This is a genomic window from Herbaspirillum sp. NPDC101397 (assembly GCF_044767325.1).
In the GTDB taxonomy this organism is placed as follows: domain Bacteria; phylum Pseudomonadota; class Gammaproteobacteria; order Burkholderiales; family Burkholderiaceae_D; genus Herbaspirillum.
The window spans coordinates 367,048-392,506 of sequence record NZ_JBIWNS010000006.1 but is presented as its reverse complement, the minus strand read 5'-3'; the positions used below and the strand labels follow the sequence as shown (position 1 = coordinate 392,506).

The following is a 25,459-nucleotide window of genomic DNA, read 5'->3' as shown; positions in this document are numbered from 1 at the left end:
GGCTGCAATGACATGACACAAAAGAATCTGATCTTGAGCCTGTTCCTCGACAAGGCCGGGCATGACTTCGCCGGCTGGCGCCATCCCGACGCCGACAGCGACAATCTCTTCACGCTCGACTACAGCATCAATCTGGCGAAAGCGGCCGAGGCGGCCAAATTCGACATGGTGTTCCTGGCGGACGCGCTGACGCTGCTGCCGGAGAACAACACGGCGTACACCACCACCTTCCAGCTCGAGCCGATCGTGCTGCTGTCGGCCATCATGGCCCACACCACGCACATCGGCCTGACCGCCACCGTCTCCACCACCTACACCGATCCGTATCACGTCGCGCGCAAGTTCGCGACGCTGAACCTGCTCAGCCGTGGTCGCGCCGCCTGGAATATCGTTACCTCCATGCGCGAGTCCGAGGCGCGCAATTTCAATCTCGAAAAAGCCCTATCGCATGAGGCGCGCTACGAACGGGCGGATGAATTCGTCGACGTCGTCAAAAAGCTGTGGCGCAGCTGGGAGCCGGACGCACTGGTGCTCGACCGCGCCTCGGGGCAGTTCGCCGACGACGCCAAGGTGCGGGCGATTCATCATCGCGGCAAGCATTTCTCGGTGGAAGGCGCGCTCAACGTGCCGTCATCCGCCTACGGTGAACCGGTGCTGGTGCAGGCCGGCGCATCGGGCGTGGGCCGTGAATTCGCGGCGCGCACCGCCGACGTGATCTTTGCCTCGGTGGTCAATCGCGCAGCGGGCCAGGCTTTCTACGCCGACATCAAGCAGACGGCCGCGAAGTTCGGACGCAATTCCGATCACATCAAGATACTTCCCGGCTTCATCCCGGTGATCGGCGACACGTTTGCCGAAGCCAAAGAGAAGAAGGCCTTCCTCGAGAGCCAGGTGTTGTCCGTCGCCGCGATCAGGTATTTGTCGCAATGGCTGGAGACCGATCTCTCCGCGTTCGACCCGGACGCGCCGTTGCCGGACATCTTCGACATCGACAAGATCAAGGGACAGAAAGGGCGCTTCCAGAACATCATGAAGATCGCCAACGACGACAAGCTGAACCTCGGACAACTGGCCGCGCGGGTGGCGGCAACGCGCACGCACCATTCGATGGTTGGCACGCCGGATTTCATCGCCGACGAAATGGCGAACTGGTTGCAGACGAATGCCTGTGACGGCTTTAACGTCCTGCCCACGCATTTCCCCGGCGGGCTGAATGAGTTCACCGAAGCCGTGGTGCCGCGGCTGCAAAGCAAGGGCGTGTTCCGCACCGAGTATGCACAATCGACGCTGCGCGGGCATCTGGGAATTGCCTGACGGCGAGCGCGACGCCGACAATCGATGATGCCGCCTTCGGGCGGCATTTTTTTGCGAGGCGTGGCAAGTCCGCCACGAATTGCATCGCGTTGAAGCAGTGATAGGCACTGGATTTTTCCGATGTTAAGATCGCCGGCAAGCAAAAAATAACAGCAGAGGGTGCGTGCAAAGCGCAAGACCAAGCACAGTGCGCGGCGCTTTGATGCATGGGGGAAATCTTTCGTTTCTTGATGGAAACGCAGAATTGGAAATGTGCTGCAAGCCAATATTTCCATGGGCAAAATTCTCCCGTCTTCCTGATCCCGGATGCGCCTCATCCTGCTGTTATTTTTATTCAAAATCAAATAACGACGGGGATGGACATGATCAATGTGTTGAAGGGGAAGACTTGCGCGGCTTGTGTGGTGGCGGCGTCCTTGCTGGCAGGCTGTGGCGCGCTGGATCCGGTCAACATGATTCTGTCGGCGCGGGCATCGTCCTACGACATGGTTGCAGAGATGACTTCCCCCGAAATGCGCAACATCACGCTGACGTCCTTGCGCACCGCCGACTGTTCAGTGCTGGAAGGCATGATCCCGATCTACCAGGAAGACCTGCGCAAGGGCCAGGCCAAGGCGGATCGCGTCGACATCGCCGTCGCCGAAATGAACCTCTCCGTCGTCAGGCAGATCCAGGGCGAAAAATCCTGCCCTGCCGCCAAGCCGCCGACGGTGGCGAAGAATCCGGCATCCACATCGACCGGCCCCGCCGCGGCAGCCGCTTCCACTGCGGCGGCCAACACCAATCAGGGCACGCTGAACATCAGCGTCGACAACGTCTCGCCGGCCATCGCTAAATCGCAGGGCATGGCCGATCAGAAGGGCGCGCTCGTGATCGAGACAAAGAAGGGCAGCGCCGCCGACAAGGCCGGCATCAAGCCGCTCGACGTGATTGTCGAAGTCAACGGCCAGCCGGTGTCGACGCCGGCCGAGTTCGACCAGATCGTCAGCCGCATGCGCCCCGGTTACAAAGCACCGCTGCGCATTGCACGCGCCGGCAAGACGCGCAACGTCACCGTGGTGGTGAGCAAGGACGAGCACGCTGCATCGCCTGCTTCTGCATCAGTTGCATCTGCCGCACCAGTTACATCAATCGCGATCACCGATCCCGATACCGCGCCGTCCATGAGTACGCCGTTGCTGGCCGGGCATGGATGGATGGGCATGCAGTACGGCATGAGCGCTGTCGGCGTGCTGGAAAACATGCCGCCTGCCATTGCAGCTGCGCTCGGCCTGCCGCGACCGCAGGGCGTCCTGATCGGCGGCGCGCTGCCGGGAGCCGCAGCGGACCGGGCCGGTCTCAGAACGCTGGATGTCGTCGTCTCGCTCAATGGCCGGCAAATCGAAAACAAGGAGCAACTCTCCCAACTGTTGGGACGCCTGCCCGCGGCCTCCACCATCAAGCTGGGCATCTGGCGCAACCGCAAACTGGAATATGCGCAGGTCACGCTCGATCCGCAAGTCTCGCAACTGTTGTTGCCGAGCGCCGCACCGGGCTATTGCTTCGCCTGGATCAATGCCAATGCCGCCGCCAAAACCGGCGCCGTCAGTTATGAATTCGTGGTGTCGGCAGTCGACGCTGCGGAGGACATCAATCCGGTCATCGGCGCGCAGTTCCGTGCCTATCTGACCGAGCGCGGCATTGGCGCCGAGTTCGGCAACGCACCCGGTTATGCGGTGTGCCGCAAGTCGCGCGAGGCCATCATCAATGCACGCAATGAAGCGACGGCCGCGACCAAGCAGACGCTGGCGACGACCGGCAAGGACACGCTGGCGGTTTATTGGATACCGCGCTGAGATGCACTGAGCCGCTGCCGATCATCTATTTGAGGGACATCTCATGAATACCTTCCCGAGGGCGCTCGCCTGGTCCACCACCGCCTGCGTCGCGATCGCGCTGTCGGGCTGCATGGCCGTACATTCGGTGGTCTCGCCGATGATGCAGTCGGCGATGCAAAGCACCGTCGAAAACAATGCCACGCCCGAAAGCATGGGCATCGGCACCTCCGCTTATCGCGGCCATGACTGCGCCTACCTGGCGAGCATGGCGCAGACCTTCACCAAATCGCAAAACGATCCCGCCACGGAAGCCTTCACCCGGAAGACCTTCGGCTGGCACGTCGACGCCATCAATCAGGTGCGCGCCGAACAGGGTTGCGTCGCCGGCATCCCTGCCAGGGTGCCCGCTTCAGGTGAAGTGCCGATGTACGGTTTTTGCTGGTACGCGGAGCCGGGCGGCGTCGGCGCCATTTACTTTTCGACCGTGTTCGCCTATGTGGACTGGTATGCCGATCAGGGGCAGCATGAGCAAAAGGAATTCGACGCCTATCTGAAAGGCCGTTACGCGCCCAAGCCGGCGAGCGCGCTGTGCCAGGGCGAAGACTCGCGCGCCAAGGCCGACGCCGCCCGTGAAAAACTGTGGGGCCAGATGTTCGGCAACCTCAGTTCCAGCCGTGTCTCGGTGCAGTGGACGCCGGCCTCCAAACCGCCGCCGCGCCGCACTGTTGCAAAGGCTGCCGCTGTCAGCGCACCAGCAGGCGCATCAGCCCCGGCTGCCGGTGCAGGCAAAACGATCGGCCTGCAATTGAGCGACCTTGACGACGCAACCGCGAAAAAACTCGCACTCAATCCCGCGCAAGGTGCGCTGGTCGGCGAGGTCGCCAGGAGCGGCACTGCAGCGAAGGCAGGCTTGCGCGCGCAAGATGTGATCGTCGAAATCGGCGGCCAGGAAGTGCGCTCACGTGCAGAAGCGCAGACCACCCTCGATGCCATGCGTATCGGCTTCAATGTGCCGCTGCGCGTCTGGCGTGCGCGCAAGATGCATGAGCTGACGCTGGAGGTGGCGCCGCGCTGAGCTGTCGATCATGGCGCCGGCCGCAATCCCGCTGCCAGCGCAGTATACAAGCGGGAATAGCGAAAAATTCCTCCTGCAAGTTTCTGCGGATAAGCCTATGATCTGCAAACGCAATCGAGACGGAATCGTCCGCCGCGCTATCCGGCGGGCCTGCTCCGACATTGTCTCCGCTCCATTCTCCCCGGCATTCCCGGTTGCGCCAGGCACGGACATCCGGATGGAGTGACGTCTTCCCCGATGTTCTACCCAACAGGACGTCGGAGGAGTTAAAAGATGACAACCAGCTTCAACCTCAACGGTAAGCAAGTCACAGTCAAAGCGGAACCGGATACCCCGCTGTTGTGGGTGATCCGCGATGAAATCGGCCTGACCGGCACCAAGTTCGGCTGCGGCATGGCGCTCTGCGGCGCCTGTACCGTGCAGCTCGACGGCGCGCCCATCCGTTCTTGCCAGACCCCGGTCTCGGCAGCGGCCGGCAAGAAGGTCGCCACAATCGAATCCCTGTCCAAAGACAATTCCCACCCGCTGCAAAAAGCCTGGATCGCGCACGACGTGCCGCAGTGCGGCTATTGCCAGTCGGGCCAGCTCATGAGCGCCGCAGCGCTGCTGCGCACCAACAAGAATCCCAGCGACGCCGACATCGAAAACGCCATGAGCGGCAACATCTGCCGCTGCGGCACCTATAACCGCATCCGCGCCGCCATCAAGAGCGCCGCGGCTGAAATGCGCAAGGCCTGAGGAGATCGCCATGACAACCACACGACGCGATTTCCTCAAGGTAACGGCGCTGGTCGGCGGCGGCCTCACGCTCGGCGTCAGCCTGCCGGGCGCGGTCAGCGTAGCGCAGGCGGCCGGCACGCTGCACACGCCCAACGCCTGGGTCCACATTGCCGACGACAACACCATCACGCTGATTTCCGCGCGCTCCGAAATGGGCCAGGGCGTCTACACCTCGATGCCGATGCTGATCGCCGAAGAACTCGGCGTCGACATCCGCAAGATCAAGGTCGAGATCGCCCCGGTCGGCGAGGTCTACACCAACGCCTTGCTCGGCGGCCAGCTCACCGGCGGCTCGACCTCGGTGCGCGACGGCTGGGAAAAGCTGCGCGTGGCCGGCGCCCAGGTGCGCACCATGCTGGTCACGGCGGCGGCGCAGAAATGGAACGTCGACGCCGCCACGCTCAAGGCCGCTGACGGCAAGGTCACCGGCCCGGGCGGGCGCAAGGCGACCTACGGCGAACTGGCCGACGCCGCATCCAAGCTGCCTGTGCCCAAGGACGTGGTGCTGAAGGATCCGAAAGATTTCAAGATCATCGGCAAGCCGACCAAGCGCCTCGATACGCCGCGCAAGGTCAACGGCACCGCCGTGTTCGGCATCGACGTCAAGCTTCCGGGCATGGTCTACGCCTCGCTGGAGCAGTGCCCGGTGATCGGCGGCAAGGTCGTCAGTTTTGACGCGAGCAAAGCCAAGGCCATGCCGGGCGTGATCGACGTAGTGCAGATCCGCGACGGCGTGGCGGTGGTGGCCGACAGCTACTGGCGCGCCAAGAAGGCGCGCGAAGCCCTGACCGTCACCTGGGACGAAGGCGCGGGCGCCGCCATCGACAATGCTTCGATGATGGACGGCATCCGCAACGCCAAGGATGCGCCGACGCCGATCAAGAAAACCGGCGACGCCGACGCCGCCATGAAGAGCGCCGCCAAGACCATGCAGGCCGAATATTGGTCGCCGCTGCTGGCGCATGCAACGATGGAACCGCAGAATTTCACCGCTGACTACAAGGACGGAAAATGCCTGGTGATCGGCCCGGCGCAATTCCAGCAAGGTACGCAGGGCAACGTCGCGGCGGCGGTCGGTCTCAAGCCGGAAGACGTCACGGTGCAGACCACCTTCCTCGGCGGCGGTTTCGGCCGGCGTCTGGAATACGACTTCGCGGTGCAGGCGGCGCAGATTTCCAAGGCGGTCGGCAAGCCGGTCAAGCTGCTGTGGAGCCGCGAGGACGACACCACCCATGACTTCTATCGCCCGATGGCTTTCCATCGCATGGCGGCCGGACTCGACGCCGCCGGCAAGCCGGTGGCGTTGACCTTCCAGCTGACCTCGCAGTCAGTGACGCAGCGCGCCTTCGGCCTGCCCAAGGGCACGCTCGATCCGTTCATGGCGGAAGCGGCGGTGGTCGGCTACGACATCCCCAACATGACGCAGGAACTGATCGAACACGACAGCGGCCTGCGCGTCGGCTACTGGCGCTCGGTCAGCCACGCGCTCAACGCCTTCGCCAACGAAAGCTTCATCGACGAGCTGGCCGCAGCCGCCGGCAAGGATCCCTATCAATACCGGCTGGCGCTGCTGGACAAGCAGCCGCGCTTCGCCAACGTGCTGAAGATCGCCGCGAGCAAGGCCGGCTGGGGCAAGCCGCTGGCGAAAGGACGCAGCCGCGGCATCGCCCTGATGGAAGGCTATGACACCTACATGGCGCAGGTGGCGGAGATTTCGGTGAAGGACAACGAGATCACCGTGCACAAGATGTGGGTGGCCGCCGACCTCGGCCGCATGGTCAACCCCGACACGGTGGAAGCGCAGATCGAATCGAGCATCGCCTTTGGCCTGTCGTCGGTGCTGGGTTCGGAAATCACGCTCGACAAGGGCCGTGTGCAGCAGACCAACTTCCACGACTATCCGGTGATCCGCATGTCGCAGATGCCGCGCATCGACGTCACGCTGGTCAAGAGCACCGAGAAGCCGGGCGGCATCGGCGAACCGGCCACGGCGCTGGTTGGACCGGCGGTGGCGAACGCGTTGTTTGCAGCCACCGGAAAACGCGTGCGCAAGCTCCCGCTGTCGCCTGACAATATCAAATCGGCTTGACCCAGGATCGATGTGACGGCGCACCTGCTTCGGCAGGTGCGCCGTTGTTTTTAGCGCGCTTGTATGAAGTAAAATTATTGCCGGTCATGAAAATCCGTTCAGGCGCGAAGTCTGAATACAATTCCAAAAATAAAAAGAAACAATGAAAAAAGTAAAATTGGCTGCTGTACTGTTTCCGATGATCTTCTTTCTGGCAAGTTGCGCATCGCTCGGACAGCTTGACGCTAACGTCGGTGCTCCGACGGAAAAAGAATCGGTCTTTGTAATGGGGGTCGCTCCGGAAAATTATCGTATCTCGATATTTCCCGGCAGCGTGGAAGATGGCCGGTTTTATCAGAATCCATTAAGACCAGCTGCTATCTATGCAGCCGCCAACAATGGATATATCGTGGGAAAAGCGGCGGCAGGCGAGGTTCTGGGTCTGTCGAACGTGAGAATTGTCAAAAGCAGCGAGTCCCTGTTGGGGTTGGACTACAAAGCATGTGGGGAGAACCGGACCATCACTTTTACCGTCCCCAAAGGTAAAGTTATCTACCTTGGCAGCATCTATTATCTCTATAAAAAGGAAACGCTGGATGTGAGCTATCTCGACGAGTTCGAGGATGCGAAGACATATATCGACAAAAATTTTCCGGCCCTCAGAGCAAAACTGGAACCGTTTCCAGTCGAATGGGCAACGCAGTTGAAAACTTGCGGTCAAGGCGGGGGAAAGATCATCATTTACATGCGCACCAAGACGCGATGAAACGGAGACCGATTTTCCGGCAGGCGTCCCGCTGTTTGTCCTGAAGACGCATTCAAACCGCATCATGAAAAATCACACCCATCGTGTAGCGATTTCCTGAGCGCAGGCGGCTCACGCCGTGGCGCATCTTGACGCGGTAGTAACCGCGCGTGCCTGATACCGGCCGCTCGTTGACAGCGAACAGCAGCGCGTCGCCCTGACGCAGCGGCACCACCTCGGCGCGCGACTGCATGCGCGGGCGCTGTTCGGTGATGACGAATTCGCCGCCGCTGAAATCGCGCCCCGGCGCCGACAGCAGGATCGCCATTTGGATAGGGAACACGTGTTCGCCGTACAAATCCTGGTGCAGGCAGTTGTAGTCGCCGGTTTCATACTTGAGGATCAGCGGCGTCGGCCGCAGCTGTCCGGCGGCGTGGCAGCGCGCGATGAAGTTCTCGTGCGCGGCGGGATAACGCACGTCGATGCCCATCGCTTCGTTCCAGCGGTTGGCCTGGGGCGCCAGGCGGGCATAGAAGGCGGCGCGCAATGCGCCGATGGTATCGGGCAGCGGGTAACTGTAGTACTTGTATTCGCCGCGCCCGAAACCATGGCGCGCCATCACCACGCGGCTGCGATAGAGTTCATCGCGCGCATAGCCGGCGATCAGCGCTTCGCACTCGTCCGCCTGCAGCAGGCCAGGCAGCAGGGCGCAGCCATGTTCATTGAGTTCGGTGGCGATGTCCTGCCAATCCAGCGCATCGGCGCGCCGGACGATGGAGTTGCTGTGGTCGGCCGCGGTATGCATTGTTTCATCCTCTCGTCTGCAAATCGTTATGGACTCAGTGTAAGAGGGCGAGGCGGCGCCGGCACTCCGGCGCTTGCTTTCGAATTCGGCTACAGCATTTCCAGGGGGCGGCGTTTCTTCGGCGGCGCGAAGGCACGGTCGAGTTCGGCAAGATCGGTCGCATCGAGGATCAGGTCCAGGCAGGCGCGATTGTCCTGCACGTGCTGCACCGTCGACGCCTTGGGAATCGAGATCACGCCGGGGCGGCGCAGGGTCCAGGCCAGCGCCACCTGCGCCGGCGTGGCGCCATGGCGTTTGGCGACGGCTGCGAGCGCAGGTTCCTTGAGGATGCGGCCCTGTTCGATCGGCGAATAGGCCATGAGGACGATGTTCTGCTCGGCGCCGAAGGGCAGCAGGTCGAACTCGACACCGCGCCGCGACAGGTTGTACAAGACCTGGTTGACCTGCACATGATGGCCGTTGTCCTGCTCGAGCAGCTCCTGCATGTCGTCGAGGTCGAGGTTGCTGACGCCCCAGGCGCCGATCTTGCCCTGGTCGATCAGCGTTTCCATGGCGTCGATGGTGGCGGCAAACGGATGCGTGCCGCGCCAGTGCAGCAGGTAGAGGTCGATGCGCTCGACCTGCAGGCGTTTGAGGCTGGCTTCGCAAGCCTTGACCGTACCTGTGCGCGAGGCGTTGAAGGGCAGCACCTTGCTGACCAGGTAGACGGCGTCGCGGCGGCCGGCGATGGCCTTGCCGACCACCTTCTCGGCACCGCCGTCGCCATACATTTCGGCGGTGTCGATCAGCGTCATGCCGAGGTCGATGCCGTGTTGCAGCGCCCGCACTTCATCGGCGGCGCGCGCGGCCGACTCGCCCATGTTCCAGGTGCCCTGGCCGAGCGCGGGAACGCGGTCGCCGTTCTTGAGGGTGATGGTCGGGATGGGTTTCATGGCGGCTCCGTGGTGCGAGTGGCGAAGGCTCCAATGTAGCGCAGCCGGCGGGGTCTTGCAGCAGCGGTTAAGATCTTGCATCGTCGGACATCGCCTTGCTGTAACGGCATCGACATATTCACCACTTAAGCTTAGCCGTCCGGACCAACTAACATCGATCATGCGCATCCTCTCCCCGCTGCTTGTTCTGACACTTGCTCTGCTGTTCACCGCGGCGGCTCCGGCTCACGCCGCCAATCCCGACGCACTATGGCAGATCGCGAACGGAAAATGCCTGCCCAACAGCCTTGCGTCCGGCGATCCCGCGCCATGCTCCATGGTCGATCGCGAACGCGGCTTCGTGATCCTCAAGGACCTGGTCGGCGCGGGCCAGTATCTGCTGATCCCGACCGTGCGCCTGACCGGCATCGAAAGCCGTGAACTGCTGCAGCCGCAATGGCCCAATTACTGGCGCTATGCCTGGGAACAGCGCGGTCGCGTCGGCGCGGCGCTGGGACGGCCGCTGGAACCGGCCCAGCTCGGCCTGGAAATCAACTCTGCCGCGGCGCGCAGCCAGCTACAGTTGCACATCCATATCGATTGCATGCGCCGCGACGTGCCGGGTTTGCTGCGCGCGCACCGGCACGATCCCTTGGGGAAATGGATGCCTTTCATGCTCGAGGGACATCGCTATTGGGTCATGCGGCTGGCCGCGGATGCCTTGCAGACGCAGGATCCGTTCAAGCTGGCTGCTGCGCGCAGCGAGCATGCCGCCAATGCGATGGGCGCGCAGTCGCTGTTGCTGACGGGGGCGCGCTTCGATGACGGCGCCGAGGGTTTCTACCTGATCAACATGCCGGTCAATTTCGACCGTGAGGAATTCGGCAGCGCCGAAGTCCTGCTCGACCACGACTGCGCCATCGCGCGCTGAGTCATCCGCCTCAGGACTGGCGCAAGTCCAGCCCGAGCGCGCGGAAATCCTGCGGCGCCATGCCGTATGCGCGGCGGAACGCGCGCGTGAAGTCGGAGGCGCTGCTGAAGCCCAGGCCGTAGGCGATTTCCATGACCGCCGTGCGGCGCAGGCTGACCAGTTCTTCGGCGGCTTCGCGCAGGCGGCAATTGCGGATGTAGGTGCCGAGGCCGCCCTCGCTTTCAAACATGCGATACAGAGTAGGCCGCGACAGGTCGAAGGCGCGCAGCACGCTCTCCGGCGTCAGATCCTTGTGATACAGGTGACTCTGGACGTGGCGCTGGATCTGGCCGCGCAGTACCGACTGGGCGGCGGAGCGGGCGCTGCCGGTGAGGCGCTGCTGTTTGCCGAATGCAGCCAGCAGCAGGTCGACGCAGACGCGGATGGCTTCTTCCGCCGCCGCGGGCGGCATGCTGCGCAGATCCTGGCTGAGCGCCACCAGATGCGCCAGCAGCAGGCGCGTCAGCGGTGACGTGTAGGCCAGCACCTGGCCGTGCAACGCATCGGCGTCGGCGATTTCCGCTTCGACCGTGGCGCGCGGCAGGAAGAAGGCCAGCACATGCGCATAGGTCGGACGCAGCATGCGCATCGGCTGGCCCATGTCCAGCGCCAGAATGCCGGGCACGAATTGGGTCGACTTGCGTTCGCGGCGGGTGTCGGTGAGGGTTTCCATGATGCCCTCCACGGCGACGTGGAAGACGAAGTCGCGCACGTTGTCGCACGAGATTTTAGCCAGCGTGCGCGCCTGCGCCAGCGGGTCGGTGCGGCAGTCGAGATAGATCATGTCCTTGAAGACATACGAATCCATCTCGCCGGTGAAACTTTGCTGGCGCTGCGTGCGTGACATGGGTGTGTCGAGCAGGCCGCTGACGCGTTCGCTCCAGGCCTGCGCCTGCAGCGCGATAGGTTGCTGCGCGACGCTGAAATGATGATGGGTGAAGCGCGATTCGCCGGCAGTTTCAGCCTGCTGGTGCAATGGCCTCTTGCCGCGCGCCGCAATGACGCGGCTCGCCAGGCCCTGATGTTCGCGCGTCATGGACGTCGTCCGTCGCCGGCGCATGCGGGCGCCGTGGAAGAGAGTAGGCCGCTGCAAGCGGCTGCTGGGGATGCAGGAATCATTGCCGGGCGATAAAAAGAGGTGTTCTGAGATGTAGCGGGACGGCGATTTTTGTGCAATGCAGTTACTCTAAACAATCCTGTTCTTGCTGCAAAGAAAAATGATTGCCACATCGTATTTTGTTGAGTGAAGCCAACATCCCGGCATTGGATTCTCGTCGGGAAATATTTCGCCAGAGCGCCATGCCCATGGCCTCCCGGCTCGCAGTGTGCGACTATCTTGTCATCCCGCATCTCTTCAAAAACGTACCAACGACTGGTCCATGAAAACCGCCCCCGCTTCCCTGGAACTCAGCGTCGACCGCACGCTGCAGCTGCCGATCTACCTGCAGATTTGCAGACGCTTCAAGACCGCCATCGCTCAAGGCCATCTGCGCGCCGGTCAGCGCGTGCCCGCAGTGCGTGCGCTGGCGACGGAGCTCAACCTGGCGCGCGGCACCATCGAGACCGCGTACCGCATCCTGACTGACGAAGGTTACCTGCAGATGCGCGGCGCCGCCGGCACGGTGGTGTCGCCGGCCTTGCCGGCCCCGGCGGTCGTCACCGACCTGCCGGGCCGTTTTGCAGTGGCCGCCGCCGGCGCGCTGGCGCCCACGCCGGGCGAGCATCACGGGCGCGAGCCGGAGCCGCTCAAGCTCGGCCTGCCCGCGCTCGACGCCTTCCCGCGCAAGGTCTGGAACCGCATCGCCGGCCATCGCCTGCGCACCGGCGAGCCGCTCACCATGGCCTATCCCGATCCGGCCGGCTACGGCCCCCTGCGCGAACGCATCGCCACCTATCTCGGGTTGTCGCGCGGCGTGACCTGCCTGCCGGAACAGGTGTTCGTCACCGCCGGCTATCGCGCCACGCTGGAGCTGGTGCTGCGCAGCCTGGCCACGCCCGACGACGTGTTCTGGTTCGAGGATCCCGGCTATCTGCAGGCGCAACTGTTCCTGCGCAATGCCGGTGCGAAACTGGCGCCGGTGCCGGTGGACGGACACGGCCTGATGGTGGAGGAGGGCGTGCGGCGCGCGCCCGATGCGCGCTTTGCGCTGGTGACGCCGTCGCACCAGAGCCCGCTCGGCGTGACGCTGTCGCTGGAACGGCGCATGGCCTTGCTGGAATGGGCCGGCAAGGCCGGCAGCTGGATCATCGAAGACGACTACGACAGCGAATTCCGCTACCAGGGGCGGCCGCTACCGGCGCTCAAGAGCCTCGACCGCGCCGACCGCGTGATTTATTGCGGCACCTTCAGCAAGGTGATGTTCCCGGGTTTGCGGCTCTCTTATGTGGTGGTTCCGGTCGGTGCGGTGCAACGCTTCCAGACCGTGTGCGCCAGCCTCAACGCGGGATGTCCGTATCTGTTCCAGGCCGGCGTCGCCGACTTCATCGCCCAGGGACATTTCTCGCGCCACCTCAAGCGCATGCGCCTGCTGTACGCCGAGCGTCGCGCGCTCTTCGTGCGCGCGCTGGAGCAGGCCTTCGGCAGCCGCCTGCAGATCGAATTGCAGCCGGGCGGATTGCATATCGTCGCCAGGCTGGACACGCAGGAAGACGACGTGCTGCTGGTCGGGCGCGCCCATGCCGCCGGTTTCGGCATCAAGTCATTGTCCAGCTGGTATCTCGACGCCGAGCCGCAGCGCGGCCTGCTGCTCGGCTTTGCCAACGTGGTCGACGCCGCCATGGCGAAGCGGCTGGCGCAGCGCCTGAAGAAGGCGCTCGACGGCTGAGGCAAGGCCGGTTCAGGCCGGACGCGCAGGCGATTCAGGAAATCTGTTTGGGGTGCAGCAGATACGTGCCTGGCAGTCGACGCCCTGGCATGTCGCTGATCGCGCAGTGAGCGCGTGCCGGGCCGTCGAAGAAATGAAGCGAGTTGAGGAGCTGCGGTATTTCGGTATTGCCTGATTGCTTAGTAAGTCAGGGTAACCGTGACGGTGTCGGTATAGACGCCGGCCAATGGTGTCTGGGCGGAAGCGATGCGGCCGTAGACGGTCAGGTTTTGCAGCAGGCCTGTGCCGGTGCCGGCTTGGGTGTCGGTGCCGATGGTCGAGCCCCAGTTGTTGGTGCGGCCGGAATCGCGATACAGCGCGTAGTTCAGTGTGCCGCCCAGCGAGCCGGTCATCTTGCGTGCGCTGGTGGTGGCGCCGGTGCCGGCGCCTGCATCCAGGCCGATGGTGTAGGAAGTGCCGTTGGTGCACAGCACGGCGATGTTGCCGGTCTGGTCCACTTGTGTGCTGGTGTAGTTGCCGAAGGCGACGGTCGAACCGACCACGGTGCAGGACGCCAGCACGGTGGCGGTCACGACCAGCGAGCCGGTTGCCGTGGCGGCATACACCGGAGCGCCGGAAATCATGAGGGAAGCAGCGAGAGCAGCGGCGATGATGCGGTTTTTCTTGATGTTCAACATGGCATTTTCTCCTGATCCGGCTGTTTCATCCTCGTCCCATTACGAGGATTTCGAATTCGCCGGGCACAGGTGAACTTTATGTTTTCACCATCTTTGTCGGTATCGGGAGTTCCCTGAAAGTTGTCGCCATTGCTTCGGGAAATTCCTGAGTCGACGCAAACACTCCATTTCCATCGCGCGACCCTCGCTTGTTTCTGCGGGGAAATTAGTTCCGCAATCCCTTGTCAGGACTGGCTTTCCTTGCTGTCGGTGCGTTCCGCCAACGCAGTCTTGCGCAATCCCGACAGGGTCGCGCGCGGTGTCAGCATTTCCTTGTCCAGGCGGATTTCGATCAGGTAAGGCATCGAGGTCGAACTGGCGATGCCAAGGGCTTTCTCCAGCGCCGGCGCAAACTCCGCCGTCTTGTCGATGGCGCAGGCGTCGAGGCCGAACGACTTCGCATACGCCACGAAATCCGGATTGTTGAGATCGGTCGCCATCACGCGGCCGGGATAGTTCTTTTCCTGGTGCATGCGGATGGTGGCGTACATGCCGTTGTTGAACACCAGGAAGACGATGCCGAGGCGGTGCGCCACGGCCGTTGCCAGTTCCTGCGAGCTCATCAGGAAGCAACCGTCGCCGGCCAGGCAAATCACCTGGCGTGCGGGGAAGCACAGTTTGGCCGCGATCGCCGCCGGCACGCCGTAGCCCATCGCGCCGCTGGTCGGCGCCAGCTGGCATTTGGGTTGCGAGAACTGGTAGTAGCGATGCGCCCAGGCGGTGTAGTTGCCGGCGCCGTTGGTCAGGATGGCGTCCTGGTTCAGGATGTCCTGCATCTGGCGGAACGCCAGCGCCGGGTCGAAGTCGGTGACCCGCGGCGGCGGTTCGATATACGCCAGGTAAGCGTCGCGCGCCTGCTTTTGCCAGCCGCGCCATGCTTGCGCGTCGACCGCCGGCAATTGCGCCGCCATACGAGCAAAGGCGTTCAGCGTCGCCAGGATCTTGACGTCGGTCTGGTAGACGCGGCCGAGTTCCTCCGCCGCCGGCATCACATGCACCAGCTTTTGTTTGGGGCGCGGCACATCGAGCAGCGTGTAGCCGCTGGTCACCATTTCACCGAGGCGCGAGCCGACTGCGATGAGCAGGTCCGCTTCGCTGACCATTTTGGCCAGCGCCGGATTGACGCCGATGCCGACCTCGCCGATGTAGTTCGGATGGCGGTTGTCGAACAGGTCCTGGCGGCGGAACGACGCCGCCACCGGCAGATTGTGCTGGGCCGCGAAGCGCTCGATGTTGCGAACGCCGTCCTGGTCCCAGTTGGAGCCGCCGAGAATCAGCATCGGTCGCTTGGCCTGTTGCAGCAACTTTTGCATTTCCTGCAGCGCGTCGGGATCGGGATAGGCTTGCACCGGTTCGACCTTGCCGATGTCGCGCGGGAAGGTCGACTCGGTCAGCATGTCTTCCGGCAGCGCGATCACCACCGGACCGGGCCGTCCCGACATCGCCACGGCAAACGCGCGCGCCACGTATTCACCGACGCGCGAGACGTCGTCGAGCTGGGTCACCCATTTGGTGAAAGGGCCGAACATGCGGCGGTAGTCAATTTCCTGGAAGGCTTCGCGCTCGCACATGTCGAGTCCGACCTGGCCGACGAACAGGATCATCGGTGTCGAATCCTGGAACGCCGTGTGCACGCCGATGCTGGCGTTGGTGGCACCGGGTCCGCGCGTGACGAAGCAGATGCCGGGCTTGCCGGTCAGCTTGCCGTAGGCTTCGGCCATGAAGGCGGCCGGGCCTTCGTGGCGGCACGAGATCACGCGGATTTCCTGCTGGTGGTCGTACAGCGCATTGAGGACGTCCAGGTAGCTCTCGCCCGGAACGCAGAACGTGGTATCGACACCTTGCGCCAGCAGCGCATCGACCAGTAGCTGGCCGCCGGTTTTCAGTTTTGACATGCTCGTCTCTTGTATGCCGGCGCACCGGCTGTTGTTGGTTGACAGGGGAAGCAGACGGTCGCAAGGGACCGCCAATCACTGAGACGAGAATACAAGCTGGCGATTTGCCGGTGATAGGACTAATCCGCAGATTTGCTGTACTTCTCGGAGAAAGTGCCGGGCGCGAAGGGAGACGAAATCAGGACAGCGGCGCCGAAAATTTTTTCTTGAACTCGCCCGGCGTCATCTGCACGTTCTTCTTGAAGAAGCGGCAGAAGTAGGCGAAGTCGTCGAAGTTGAGGCGATACGAAATCTCGGCAATGCTGAGTTCGGATTGCGCCAGCAGTCGCTTGGCTTCCATCAGGATGCGATCGTGGATCAGCTGCGTGGCGGTACGGCCGGTGGTGGTCTTGACCGCCTCGTTGAGCTTGCGATCAGTGACGAACAGGCGCGCCGCGTAATCCTGCACCGAGCCGAATTCAAGGTAATGCTGTTCGATCAGCAGCTTGAAACGCTTGGTCAGACTGTAGCTGCGCGGTAGCACCGACTCGGCGTCATGCGGCTGGTGCAGGCGGCGCAATCTGGTGAGCAGGATCTGCAGGAACGAGCGCACGATGTCGTAACGCCAGCGCTGGTCTCCGGCGTTTTCCTTTTCGATTTCCTTGAGCAGCGGGAACAGCTCGTCATGCTGCTGCGGTGTCAGGTACAGCACCGGATCGGCATTGGCGATGTGGAAGAACGGGAACTCCGCCAGCTCTTCGATACGGGGGAAAACCTGCAGGAAAAATTCGGGGCTGAAATTGATCGCATAGCCGCTGGCGTCGATCTCCGAGGTCCAGCCGTGGATCTGTCCCGGTGAGATGAAAAACACCGAGTGCGGCACGATGCCGTAGTTGTCGAAGTCGAGCACGTGGTTGCCCTGCGCGTTGCTCATCCACAGGATGTGATAGTAGCTGTGGCGATGCAGGAAGGGGCGCGGGATCTCGTTGCGGCCCTCCAGCTTGACCAGGTCGAACACGAATTCCGCATGGCCGCCGCTGAAATCGGAGACCTCGAAATTGGGCGTGTCGTCGGGAAAGCGGATGTCTTTCATGGGGTCGCTTCAGTGTTCGTCCTGCGATGTCTCCGCCGTGTTGTTGTGATTGATTTCGGTCGGCTGCCTATGCATCGCTTGGTCGCGATTTCCTCTCGGGAAATTGTTTTCGCCGTCATCGATGCACCGGCACAGGATATACAAGCGCGCGTAAAAAGAAAAGCGGCGCAGCTGCCTGTGCATCGCGCGCAAGCCCGCATGTTGCGGCGCATTCCGGCTTTCGGTGGAAAAATCCAATAGAAAAGAAATTAAGTCCTACCGTGCGTCCAGAGGGCTTGGTTAGCATCTGAACCACGCTGATCAATGCCGATCAATCCGCGCATCGGAACTGTTTTTCCGGATGCGCTTCATTGACTCCGCCGGCGGTTCCATCTCCATACGAAGCTTTCCGACGCGACCTGAAAAACGGTCGCGGGGGTGCGTTCGTCCCTGAAATCTTTGCATCTTGTCCGCATCACTCGAAAGGAATTTTATGTTGCTCGACGTTCGCACCTACACCGCGCGTCCCGGGGCCCTGAAAAAGCATCTGGCGCTGTACGAAGAACACGGCTTCGACATCCAGCGCAAGCACCTGGGCGAACCGCTGGCCTATCTGGTCGCTGAATCCGGTCGTCTCAATTGCTACACGCACATCTGGGTATACCAGGACGCCGCCGACCGCAACGCGCGTCGCGACAGGCTGCAAGCAGACCCGGCCTGGACCGCGTATCTGCAGAAGAGCGCCGACGCAGCTTACCTGGTGTCGCAGGAAAACCAACTGATGACGCCGGCCAAATTCGCGCCGCTGCAATGGCCGCTTACACAGAAATAAATTCAGGCACCCATCCATTTTTCAATCAGGCGAGGACCAGCACAGCCAGCAATCCGCCAGCGCTCCGACGCTCATAAAAAAATAACCATCCATATTGGAGGAGAACCATGTTTCAACAAATTTACGATCCCGTAAGCGGGTCGCTGTTCGCGTCCGCCTTGTGCGCGATGCTGCCGTTGCTCTCGATGTTCGTGATGCTCGGCTGGCTGAAGATTTCGCCGCACGTATCGGCGGCGATTTCGCTGCTGATCTGCGCCGTGGTGGCGGGCTTCGTCTATGGCATGCCTTGGGCGACGGTCGCCAACGTCGGCGTCTACGGCGCGGTGTTCAGCGTGCTGACGGTGTTGTGGATCATCGTCAACGCGATCTGGCTGTACAACCTGACGGTGCGCTCGGGCCACTTCGCCGTGCTGCGCGACAGTTTCGCGCTGATCAGCGATGACCCGCGCATCCAGGCGATCCTGATCGCGTTCAGTTTCGGCGCATTGATCGAAGCGCTGGCCGGTGCCGGCACCCCGGTGGCGATCGCCGGCGCGATGCTGGTGGCGATCGGTCTGCATCCGCTGAAGGCGGCGGTGATCGCGCTGGTGGCCGATACTGCGCCGGTGGCCTTCGGCGCGCTGGCGGTGCCGATCACGACGCTGGCGCAAGTGACCGGCCTGTCGTTTGAAGAACTGGGTTATCACGTCGGACGCCAGACTCCGGTGGTTGCCGCCTTCGTGCCGCTGGCGCTGGTGTGGATCATGGACGGCAAGCGCGGCCTGCGCCAGACCTGGCCGGCTGCGGTGGTGGCAGGTTTTGCCTTCGGCGCGGCGCAATGGATCAGCGCCAGCCATTTTTCGGTGGTGCTGGCCGACGTGGTGGGCGCGTTGGCATCGGCCGCTGCCGTGGTGGTGCTGCTGAAATTCTGGAAGCCGGCCAAGTTGCCGGCCGACGCCTTCCAGAACGAGGTCACCAAACAGGCCGAACGCATCCACAGCGACGTCGCCGTCGGCCACAGCCGCAAGCAACTGATGCTGGCTTATGCGCCGTACCTGCTGATCATTGCAATCTTCACCGTGGTGCAGTTCGGCCTCGTGCAGAAGTGGCTCGGCGCGGGCACTTTCAAGTTCGCCTGGCCGGGCCTGGCGATCAGCACGCAGGAAGGCAAGTCCATCGGCACCATGTTTACGCTCAACAGCTTGTCGGCAGCCGGTTCGCTGTTGCTGCTGGCCGGCGCGATCAGTGCGATGATGCTGAAGATATCGGCGCGCGCCGCGCTGGAAACCTACGGCAAGACGCTGGTGCAGATGCGCTGGGCGGTGCCGACGGTGCTGTGCGTGATGGCGCTGGCCTTCATCATGAATTACTCGGGCCAGACGGCGACCCTGGGCCGCTGGCTGGCGGGCACCGGATCGGCATTCGCCTTCCTGTCGCCGGTGATAGGCTGGATCGGCGTGGCCGTGACCGGCTCGGACAATTCGGCCAACGCGCTGTTCGGCGCCCTGCAGGTGGCGGCGGCGCATGAGACCGGCTTGTCGCCGGTGCTGCTGGCGGCGGCCAATGCTTCGGGCGGTGTGCTGGGCAAGATGATCTCGCCGCAAAGCCTGGCGGTCGGCGCCGCAGCGGTCGGCATCATCGGGCAAGAAGGCCTGATCTTCCGTAAGGTGGTCGGCTGGAGCCTGTTCTTCCTGCTGATGATGGCGACGCTGGTGTACCTGCAATCGACGCCGGTGTTGTCGTGGATGCTGTAAGCGCCGGGGATGTTTTTCGGCGGCAATGACGATTTTTAAAACGAAGGCGGCGCGAGTGTGCGCCGCCTTCCTCGAAGGAGCAAGCAATGCAGGACTATAAGAAACTGTTCGACCTGAGCGGCAAGACCGCCGTGGTGATCGGCGCCGCCTCGGGCATCGGCAAGGCCTCTGCCGAAGCCATCACCAGCCTTGGCGCACAAGTCATCTGCGCTGACGCAGACCTGGCCGGCGCACAAGCCACAGCGCAGGAAATCTCGGCGCTCGGTCTCGCGCCGGCGACCGCGATGAAGATCGACGCCGCCGACGGCAAGGACATCGACGCACTGGCGCAGCACGCGCTGCAATTGCTTGGCAAGATCGACATCGCTGTCAGCACGCCGGCGCTCAACATCCGCAAGCTGATTCTCGACTACACCGAGGAAGAATACGACCGCGTCATGAACCTGAACATGAAGGGCGCATTCAACTTCTTTCGCAGCTTCGGCCGGCCGATGATGAAGCAGGGCTTCGGCAGCATCATTGCCTGCTCGTCAATGCGCGCGGTGACCATCGAACCGGGACTCGGCGTGTATGCCGCCTCGAAAGCCGGCATTGCGCAGCTGGTGAAAGCCTTCGCCGCCGAGATGGGCCCCTATGGCGTGCGCGTCAACGCCATCACGCCGAGCATCATCGAGACCAAGCTGACCGCGCCGCTCAAGGAACGCGCCGATATCTTCAAGACCTACGCCGGCCACACCGTGCTGAACCGCTGGGGCCAGCCGTCGGAAGTCGGTTCCGCCGCGGCCTTCCTGGCGTCGGATGCGGCCAGTTACATTTCCGGCAGTTCGCTGCTGGTGGATGGCGGCTGGACCGCAATCGACGGCCCGCCGACCGGACTGACGTCGACGCGGCCTTCGGAATAAAGCGCGACCTCACTTCGCTTAAGCCGGAATGAAAAACGCCACGATCATCGTGGCGTTTTTCGTCAGGAAGCTACAGCGTTGCAGGCTGCCCATTCAACCAATGCCTGATCCGCCGCAGGCGCAAAAGCGGCCACGGTGCAGCCCGTACTCGCGTAGCGATACACCGCCGCCACGCTGCCCGGTCCGGCGCCGGTATGGCCGACGGCGCCGTCCGCAATCATCAGTCCTGCGCCATAGCCGAAGTTGCGCGCCGGGCGTCCGGGCAGGCTCTCGCCCAGCGGCGTCTTGCGCAGCATTTCCGCCAGCAAGGCCGGCGGCAGGAAATCCGTCGTCAGCAAGCGATCCAGCAGCAAGGCGGCAGCAGCGGGGGACCCCAACAGCAAGCCGTGATAGACCCAGTCCGGATGGTAGCCGTCGGCATTGCCCCAGGCTGTTGCGACAAGATCGTCCGGCGTTGCGGCGATCATTACATCCTGAACGCCGAGCGGCGTCAGCACCAGTTGCTCAAGCGCGTGTTGCAATGACAAGCCGGTGGTTTCTTCGATGAGACGACGCACCAGAAAATAACCGGTGTTCGAGTAACGCCATCCCGCATCGGGCGCGAACAACAGCGTGTCGGCGTCGACCCTCGCCAGCATCTCTTCGGCCGGCCACGGCGCATCGCCGCGCGCCACCGCCTGCGCATAGCTCTCCAGATCGGAATAGTTGGGCACGCCCGCGCTGTGGCGCAGCAGTTGCCGCAGCGTGTAGGGCTTGGCAGGCAGCGGCGCATCAAGCGTGAGCTTGCCGTCGCGCACCAATGACAGGGCAGCGGCTGCCAACACGGTCTTGGTGAAACTCCACCACGGCACCGGCGGCGCATGCAGGTCGCCGCGCACCAGTCTGCCGTCGCGTACAACAGCGATGGCAATCTCGCCGGATGACACAGGAGGGGAAGCCGAGGGAGAAGGAGAAGCGCTCATGCGCGCATCTTATTCGAAGTAGTCCGGATAGCGGCCGGCGATGTCTTCCACGAAGCCTTCGATGAGGCGGATATGCGCGCGCAGCTCTTCGGCCAGCACATCCGGGTCGCCCGCGATCAGGGCCGCGACGATGCGCTCGTGCTGCTCCAACGCCTTGGTGTTGCCCTGCAATTCGGGCACGGCCATGCGGCGTACGCGTTCCATGTGGGCGCGCGCCTGGCGCACCGGTTCCCACGCGGCGCTGTGGCCGGACAAGTCAATCAATGCGCGATGCAGGTCGCCGTCGCGCTGCAGGCCGCCTTCGACGTCGCCGCGCAAGACCGCCTCGCGCTGGCGCTGCAGCAGGTCGCGCACGTGTTCGCGCGCCGCCAGCGGCGCTTTCGCGGCCAGCCGGGCGGCAGCGCATTCAATCGATTCGCGGATGAACAAGGCATCGGCCAGCGTGGCGCGGCTCATTTTCTTCACCACCGTACCGACTTGCGGCGACACCGCCAGCAAGCCTTCGGCGGCGAGGCGGCGAAAGGCTTCGCGCACCGGGGTACGGCTGACGTGGAGGTTTTCGGCGATGTCGGCTTCGGACATCGCCATGCCGGGAGTGAGCGCGGTGCTCAGGATGGCCGTGCGCAGCATGTCGTAGACCTGTTCGCTGGCGGTGCCGCGCCCGGAAGGGCTGAGCGGGACCAGTCGCTGGCTGATATCTACGTCGTCGCGGGTGCTGTTGCGCTGCCTGGGCATGGGGGCTTTCTGGTGAACGGAAACAAGTAAATCTGCAGAGGGCACTCAGTCTACGAGGCGACCCGACCGGCGGTCAACCTCGATGCGAAGCACCTTTCAGCCGACTTCAAAAAAATGTTTGACGCCGTTTTTTTATATAAGTATTCTAGTATACCAATAAAAACAAAGACAGAAAATAAGGCCGTGGACAGGCAACGATGAGCCGCAGCCGTTTTCCGATCCCCATAAACAGGAAAAAACAGGAGACAACATGAACAAGGCTTTCAAGCGCCGTGCAGGCGTAGCCGTGGCTGGCGCTATCACGCTGCTTTCCGCATTCGCGGTGCAGGCGCAGCAAGTGGTGCTGAGCTATTCCGACTGGCAGCTGGCGCAGGGCGTGTGGGGCAAATCGCTCAACGATGTCATCGACCAGTTCGAAAAGAAATATCCCAACATCAAGGTCAACCGCGAGCCGGTGCCGCTGGCGCAGCGCGACGTCAAGTTCTCCACCGCGATCCGCGCCGGCGCCGGTCCCGACGTGTTTGCGCTGGACGCCAATCCGGTGCGCCAGTACATCGCCGAAGGCTGGGTGCGCGAGCTCGATCCCTATATCAAGAAGGAAGCCGCCGGTTATATCGACGATTTCTATCCGGTCAGCATGATCCCGCTCACCGTCGACAAAAAGACCTACGGCATCCCGATGAATACCGTGGCCATGACCCTGGTCTACAACAAGAAGCTGTTCGCCGAAGCCGGCATCAAGGCGCCGCCCAAGACCTGGGATGAATTCCGTGCCGACGCCAAGAAGCTCACGCGTTCCTCCACCGGCGGCGCCAACATCGACCGCTGGGGCTTCACCTTCGTGATGGCGCCGGCCGGCTTCGACCTGCGCGCCTCGTCGATCATCCGCGGCTTCGGCGCCGACTTCCTGACGCCCGACAACAAGCACACCGCCTTCAACACGCCGGAAGCGGCGGCCGCCTTCAACTACATCCTCGACCTGATCATGGTCGACAAGTCGGTGCCGCCGGGCGTGACGCAAGTCGACGCCAACGGCGCGCGCCGCCTGCTGGCCAACCGCACCGCCGCGATCAAGATCGGCACCACGTGGAGCCTGCCGGAAGTCAGCGCCATGAACCCCGACCTCGACGGCTGGAACACGCTCGGCATGGCGCCGATGCCGCAGCAGGCCGGCAACGACAAGAAGGTGCGCACCACGCTGTTCCAGAAATCCATTTTCATCAACAAGAACTCCAAGCATCCTGAAGAGGCATGGCTGCTGGTCAAGCATCTGACCGACGCCGCCGCAATGAAGCGCTGGTACGACGACAACAACATGCTGTCGTCGCGCAAGAGCGTCAATGAAGGCTACGACAAGATCCTCGGCAGCGAATCGGCGCGCATCGTGTCGGCGGAAATCCCGCGCGGCTCCTTCCTGCCGCAAACGCCGAAGTGGCCGCAGGTGCTGGAAATCTTCCGCCAGAATTTGCAGGCGGCGGTATCCGGCAGCAAAACCCGCGCTCAGGCGCTGGCTGACATCAATAGTCAGATCGAACTGGCCCTGAAGTAAGCAAGTCAAGCCGGCAACAATCTCGGCGGACGTCGTCCCGGCGTCCGTCCGACCTCTTCAAGTTCCTCTGGAAAGCGCATGTTCAATCATCGTTCTTTGGGCTACGCCTTTGTCGCGCCGGGCATCGTCCTGCTGATCGTCATCCTCGGGTTTCCGGCGCTGGCGTCGCTGCTGCAAAGCTTCAACCTGTGGGGCGGCAGCGGCACGCCCGGCATAGGCGCGTATCAGAAGCTGCTGCTTGATCCGGAATTCCGCCAGACCCTGCTCAACACCGCGCTGTTCGTCGTCGCAGTAGTGGCCGCGCACGTGGTGTTGGGACTGAGCGTGGCGCTGCTCCTCAACCTCGATGTGCCGGGACGCTGGCTGTTCCGGGTCGTTGCGATCCTGCCGTGGACCATGCCCGACATCATCGGCGGGCTGATCTTCCGCTTCATCTTCGACACGCTGGCGGGCGGCGTCAACGCCGTGCTGGCGCTGGCCGGTTATGCACCCGTCGACTGGTTCGGGGCGCCCGGGCTGGCCTTCGGCACGGTGATCTTCGCCGAGGTGTGGCGAGGTTATCCCTACGTCATGCTGATCCTGCTGGCGGGTTTGCAAGCCATCCCGCGCGACCAGTACGAAGCCGCCGAGATCGACGGCGTCGGCAAGTGGAAGACCTTCCTGCACATCACGCTGCCGAACCTGAAGCCGATGCTGGCCATCGCCATCATCCTCGACGCCATCTGGGAATGCCGCCTGTTCGGCATGATCTACGGCATGACCGGCGGCGGTCCCGGTTACGCCACGCAGAACCTGTCGCTGCTGGTCTACAAGAACTACTTCCAGTTCTTCGACACCGCCTACGCGTCGTCGATTGCGGTGGTGCTGGCGGCGCTGTTGCTGGTGCTGGCGATCCCGTATGTGCGCATGACCCTGAAAGAAGAGAGCTGAGCATGCAACAACGCCAACAAGGAATAACGTATTGGATCGGCATCGCCGCCGCGCTGCTGGCGATGGCGGCCTATAACCTGCTGCCGTTCTTCTGGATGATCTCGTCCTCGCTGAAGACCGATATCGAAGTCACGTCCTTCCCGGCCACCATCCTGCCCAAGGCGCTGACTACCGCCGCCTATTCGCGCATCTGGAACCAGGAAGGCTTCGTGCTGTACTTCCTCAACAGCGTCAAGGTGTCCGGTTCGACCGCGCTGCTGTCGGCGCTGGTGGGTGTGTTCTGCGCGTACGGCTTCTCGCGCTTCCGCTTCGGCGGGCGCAAGTTGCTGATGACGCTGCTGCTGGCCAGCCAGGTGATTCCGGGCGTGCTGCTGGTCGGTCCCTATTTCAAGATGATGACGCTGGCGGGACTGTACGACACCCACTTCGCGCTGATCCTGGCGCAGACCACGCTGACGCTGCCGTTCTCGGTGTGGATGCTGAAGGGCTACATCGATACCGTGCCGATCGAGATCGACCAGGCTGCCGAGATCGACGGCGCCTCGCCGCTGCAATGCCTGATTTACTGCATCCTGCCCAACATCCTGCCGGGTCTGGTGGCGACCATGATCTTCGCCTTTCTGCTGGCCTGGGGCGACCTGCTGTGGGCGCTGTGCCTGATCAACAGTCCCGACAAGCTGACCATGACGCTGGGCGTGACCAACCTGGTCGGCCAGTTCCGCGTGCTGTGGTCGGACATCATGGCGGCCACCGTGATCGGCTGTGCGATTCCGGCGGGGGCCTACATCTTCCTGCAAAAGTACCTGGTCAAGAGCGCCGCATCGTCGGCGGTGAAGGGTTGAAC

Annotated in this window: 22 protein-coding genes; 14 read left to right on the top strand and 8 right to left on the bottom strand. The window is 62.8% G+C overall.

The window, feature by feature from the left end; genetic code table 11:
* Positions 1–12 precede the first annotated feature (12 nt).
* From ACIROW_RS16945 to ACIROW_RS16920, 6 genes are all read left to right on the top strand, one after another.
* Positions 13–1,314, top strand: a complete 1,302-nt coding sequence (locus tag ACIROW_RS16945) for an LLM class flavin-dependent oxidoreductase (protein ID WP_402277590.1) — start codon at positions 13–15, stop codon at positions 1,312–1,314.
* A gap of 356 nt (positions 1,315–1,670) precedes the next feature.
* Entirely contained in the window at positions 1,671–3,149 is a 1,479-nt protein-coding gene (locus tag ACIROW_RS16940) for a PDZ domain-containing protein (protein WP_402277588.1), read from the top strand.
* 43 nt (positions 3,150–3,192) lie between these two features.
* The gene (locus ACIROW_RS16935; RefSeq protein ID WP_402277586.1) at positions 3,193–4,206 is read left to right on the top strand and encodes a S1C family serine protease; all 1,014 of its coding nucleotides are present in this window, start codon (positions 3,193–3,195) and stop codon (positions 4,204–4,206) included.
* A 273-nt stretch (positions 4,207–4,479) separates the two neighbouring features.
* A complete protein-coding gene (locus ACIROW_RS16930) occupies positions 4,480–4,944 on the top strand; it encodes a (2Fe-2S)-binding protein (protein WP_053200521.1) in 465 nt (154 codons plus the stop codon).
* 10 nt (positions 4,945–4,954) lie between these two features.
* Positions 4,955–7,075, top strand: coding sequence for a molybdopterin cofactor-binding domain-containing protein (locus ACIROW_RS16925; RefSeq protein WP_402277584.1), 2,121 nt, complete (start codon positions 4,955–4,957; stop codon positions 7,073–7,075).
* A 142-nt stretch (positions 7,076–7,217) separates the two neighbouring features.
* Positions 7,218–7,820, top strand: coding sequence for a hypothetical protein (locus tag ACIROW_RS16920; RefSeq protein WP_402277583.1), 603 nt, complete (start codon positions 7,218–7,220; stop codon positions 7,818–7,820).
* 52 nt (positions 7,821–7,872) lie between these two features.
* Here ACIROW_RS16920 and ACIROW_RS16915 read toward each other — a convergent pair whose 3' ends face one another.
* Together ACIROW_RS16915 and ACIROW_RS16910 are read right to left on the bottom strand one after the other, a co-directional pair.
* Entirely contained in the window at positions 7,873–8,604 is a 732-nt protein-coding gene (locus ACIROW_RS16915) for a 2OG-Fe(II) oxygenase (RefSeq protein ID WP_402277581.1), read from the bottom strand.
* Positions 8,605–8,693: 89 nt separating this feature from the next.
* Complete coding sequence (locus tag ACIROW_RS16910) at positions 8,694–9,536, bottom strand: aldo/keto reductase (RefSeq protein WP_402277579.1); 843 nt, start codon at positions 9,534–9,536, stop codon at positions 8,694–8,696.
* A 160-nt stretch (positions 9,537–9,696) separates the two neighbouring features.
* Between ACIROW_RS16910 and ACIROW_RS16905 the strand changes: the two genes are divergently transcribed.
* Positions 9,697–10,446 (top strand): CDP-diacylglycerol diphosphatase, encoded by a 750-nt coding sequence (locus tag ACIROW_RS16905; RefSeq protein ID WP_402277577.1) that lies wholly within the window; start codon positions 9,697–9,699, stop codon positions 10,444–10,446.
* A 10-nt stretch (positions 10,447–10,456) separates the two neighbouring features.
* Here the strand turns inward: ACIROW_RS16905 and ACIROW_RS16900 are convergent, their stop codons facing one another.
* Positions 10,457–11,521, bottom strand: a complete 1,065-nt coding sequence (locus tag ACIROW_RS16900) for an AraC family transcriptional regulator (protein ID WP_402277575.1) — start codon at positions 11,519–11,521, stop codon at positions 10,457–10,459.
* A 343-nt stretch (positions 11,522–11,864) separates the two neighbouring features.
* Here ACIROW_RS16900 and ACIROW_RS16895 point away from each other — a divergent pair, with 343 nt between their 5' ends.
* Positions 11,865–13,310 (top strand): PLP-dependent aminotransferase family protein, encoded by a 1,446-nt coding sequence (locus tag ACIROW_RS16895; protein ID WP_402277573.1) that lies wholly within the window; start codon positions 11,865–11,867, stop codon positions 13,308–13,310.
* A gap of 179 nt (positions 13,311–13,489) precedes the next feature.
* Here the strand turns inward: ACIROW_RS16895 and ACIROW_RS16890 are convergent, their stop codons facing one another.
* The 3 genes from ACIROW_RS16890 to ACIROW_RS16880 all read right to left on the bottom strand — a co-directional run bounded on the left by ACIROW_RS16890 (position 13,490) and on the right by ACIROW_RS16880 (position 16,993).
* On the bottom strand, positions 13,490–13,987 hold the full coding sequence (locus ACIROW_RS16890) for a spore coat U domain-containing protein (protein WP_402277571.1): 498 nt from the start codon (positions 13,985–13,987) through the stop codon (positions 13,490–13,492).
* Positions 13,988–14,211: 224 nt separating this feature from the next.
* Entirely contained in the window at positions 14,212–15,921 is a 1,710-nt protein-coding gene (locus tag ACIROW_RS16885; RefSeq protein WP_402277570.1) for a thiamine pyrophosphate-binding protein, read from the bottom strand.
* Between the two features lie 178 nt (positions 15,922–16,099).
* Positions 16,100–16,993: a helix-turn-helix domain-containing protein gene (locus ACIROW_RS16880; RefSeq protein ID WP_116434580.1), complete on the bottom strand. Its 894-nt coding sequence runs from the start codon at positions 16,991–16,993 to the stop codon at positions 16,100–16,102.
* 472 nt (positions 16,994–17,465) lie between these two features.
* Here ACIROW_RS16880 and ACIROW_RS16875 point away from each other — a divergent pair, with 472 nt between their 5' ends.
* The 3 genes from ACIROW_RS16875 to ACIROW_RS16865 all read left to right on the top strand — a co-directional run bounded on the left by ACIROW_RS16875 (position 17,466) and on the right by ACIROW_RS16865 (position 20,439).
* A complete protein-coding gene (locus tag ACIROW_RS16875) occupies positions 17,466–17,804 on the top strand; it encodes an NIPSNAP family protein (protein WP_402277568.1) in 339 nt (112 codons plus the stop codon).
* Between the two features lie 107 nt (positions 17,805–17,911).
* On the top strand, positions 17,912–19,537 hold the full coding sequence (locus ACIROW_RS16870) for an L-lactate permease (protein WP_402277566.1): 1,626 nt from the start codon (positions 17,912–17,914) through the stop codon (positions 19,535–19,537).
* Between the two features lie 86 nt (positions 19,538–19,623).
* Positions 19,624–20,439, top strand: coding sequence for an SDR family NAD(P)-dependent oxidoreductase (locus ACIROW_RS16865; protein ID WP_402277564.1), 816 nt, complete (start codon positions 19,624–19,626; stop codon positions 20,437–20,439).
* A 62-nt stretch (positions 20,440–20,501) separates the two neighbouring features.
* Here the strand turns inward: ACIROW_RS16865 and ACIROW_RS16860 are convergent, their stop codons facing one another.
* On the bottom strand, positions 20,502–21,401 hold the full coding sequence (locus tag ACIROW_RS16860) for a serine hydrolase domain-containing protein (RefSeq protein ID WP_402277563.1): 900 nt from the start codon (positions 21,399–21,401) through the stop codon (positions 20,502–20,504).
* Positions 21,402–21,410: 9 nt separating this feature from the next.
* Complete coding sequence (locus ACIROW_RS16855) at positions 21,411–22,136, bottom strand: GntR family transcriptional regulator (RefSeq protein ID WP_402277561.1); 726 nt, start codon at positions 22,134–22,136, stop codon at positions 21,411–21,413.
* Positions 22,137–22,386: 250 nt separating this feature from the next.
* Between ACIROW_RS16855 and ACIROW_RS16850 the strand changes: the two genes are divergently transcribed.
* The 3 genes from ACIROW_RS16850 to ACIROW_RS16840 all read left to right on the top strand — a co-directional run bounded on the left by ACIROW_RS16850 (position 22,387) and on the right by ACIROW_RS16840 (position 25,457).
* A complete protein-coding gene (locus ACIROW_RS16850; protein ID WP_402277559.1) occupies positions 22,387–23,685 on the top strand; it encodes an ABC transporter substrate-binding protein in 1,299 nt (432 codons plus the stop codon).
* A 78-nt stretch (positions 23,686–23,763) separates the two neighbouring features.
* Positions 23,764–24,615, top strand: coding sequence for a carbohydrate ABC transporter permease (locus ACIROW_RS16845; RefSeq protein WP_402277557.1), 852 nt, complete (start codon positions 23,764–23,766; stop codon positions 24,613–24,615).
* A 2-nt stretch (positions 24,616–24,617) separates the two neighbouring features.
* Positions 24,618–25,457, top strand: coding sequence for a carbohydrate ABC transporter permease (locus tag ACIROW_RS16840; protein ID WP_402277555.1), 840 nt, complete (start codon positions 24,618–24,620; stop codon positions 25,455–25,457).
* Positions 25,458–25,459 lie beyond the last annotated feature (2 nt).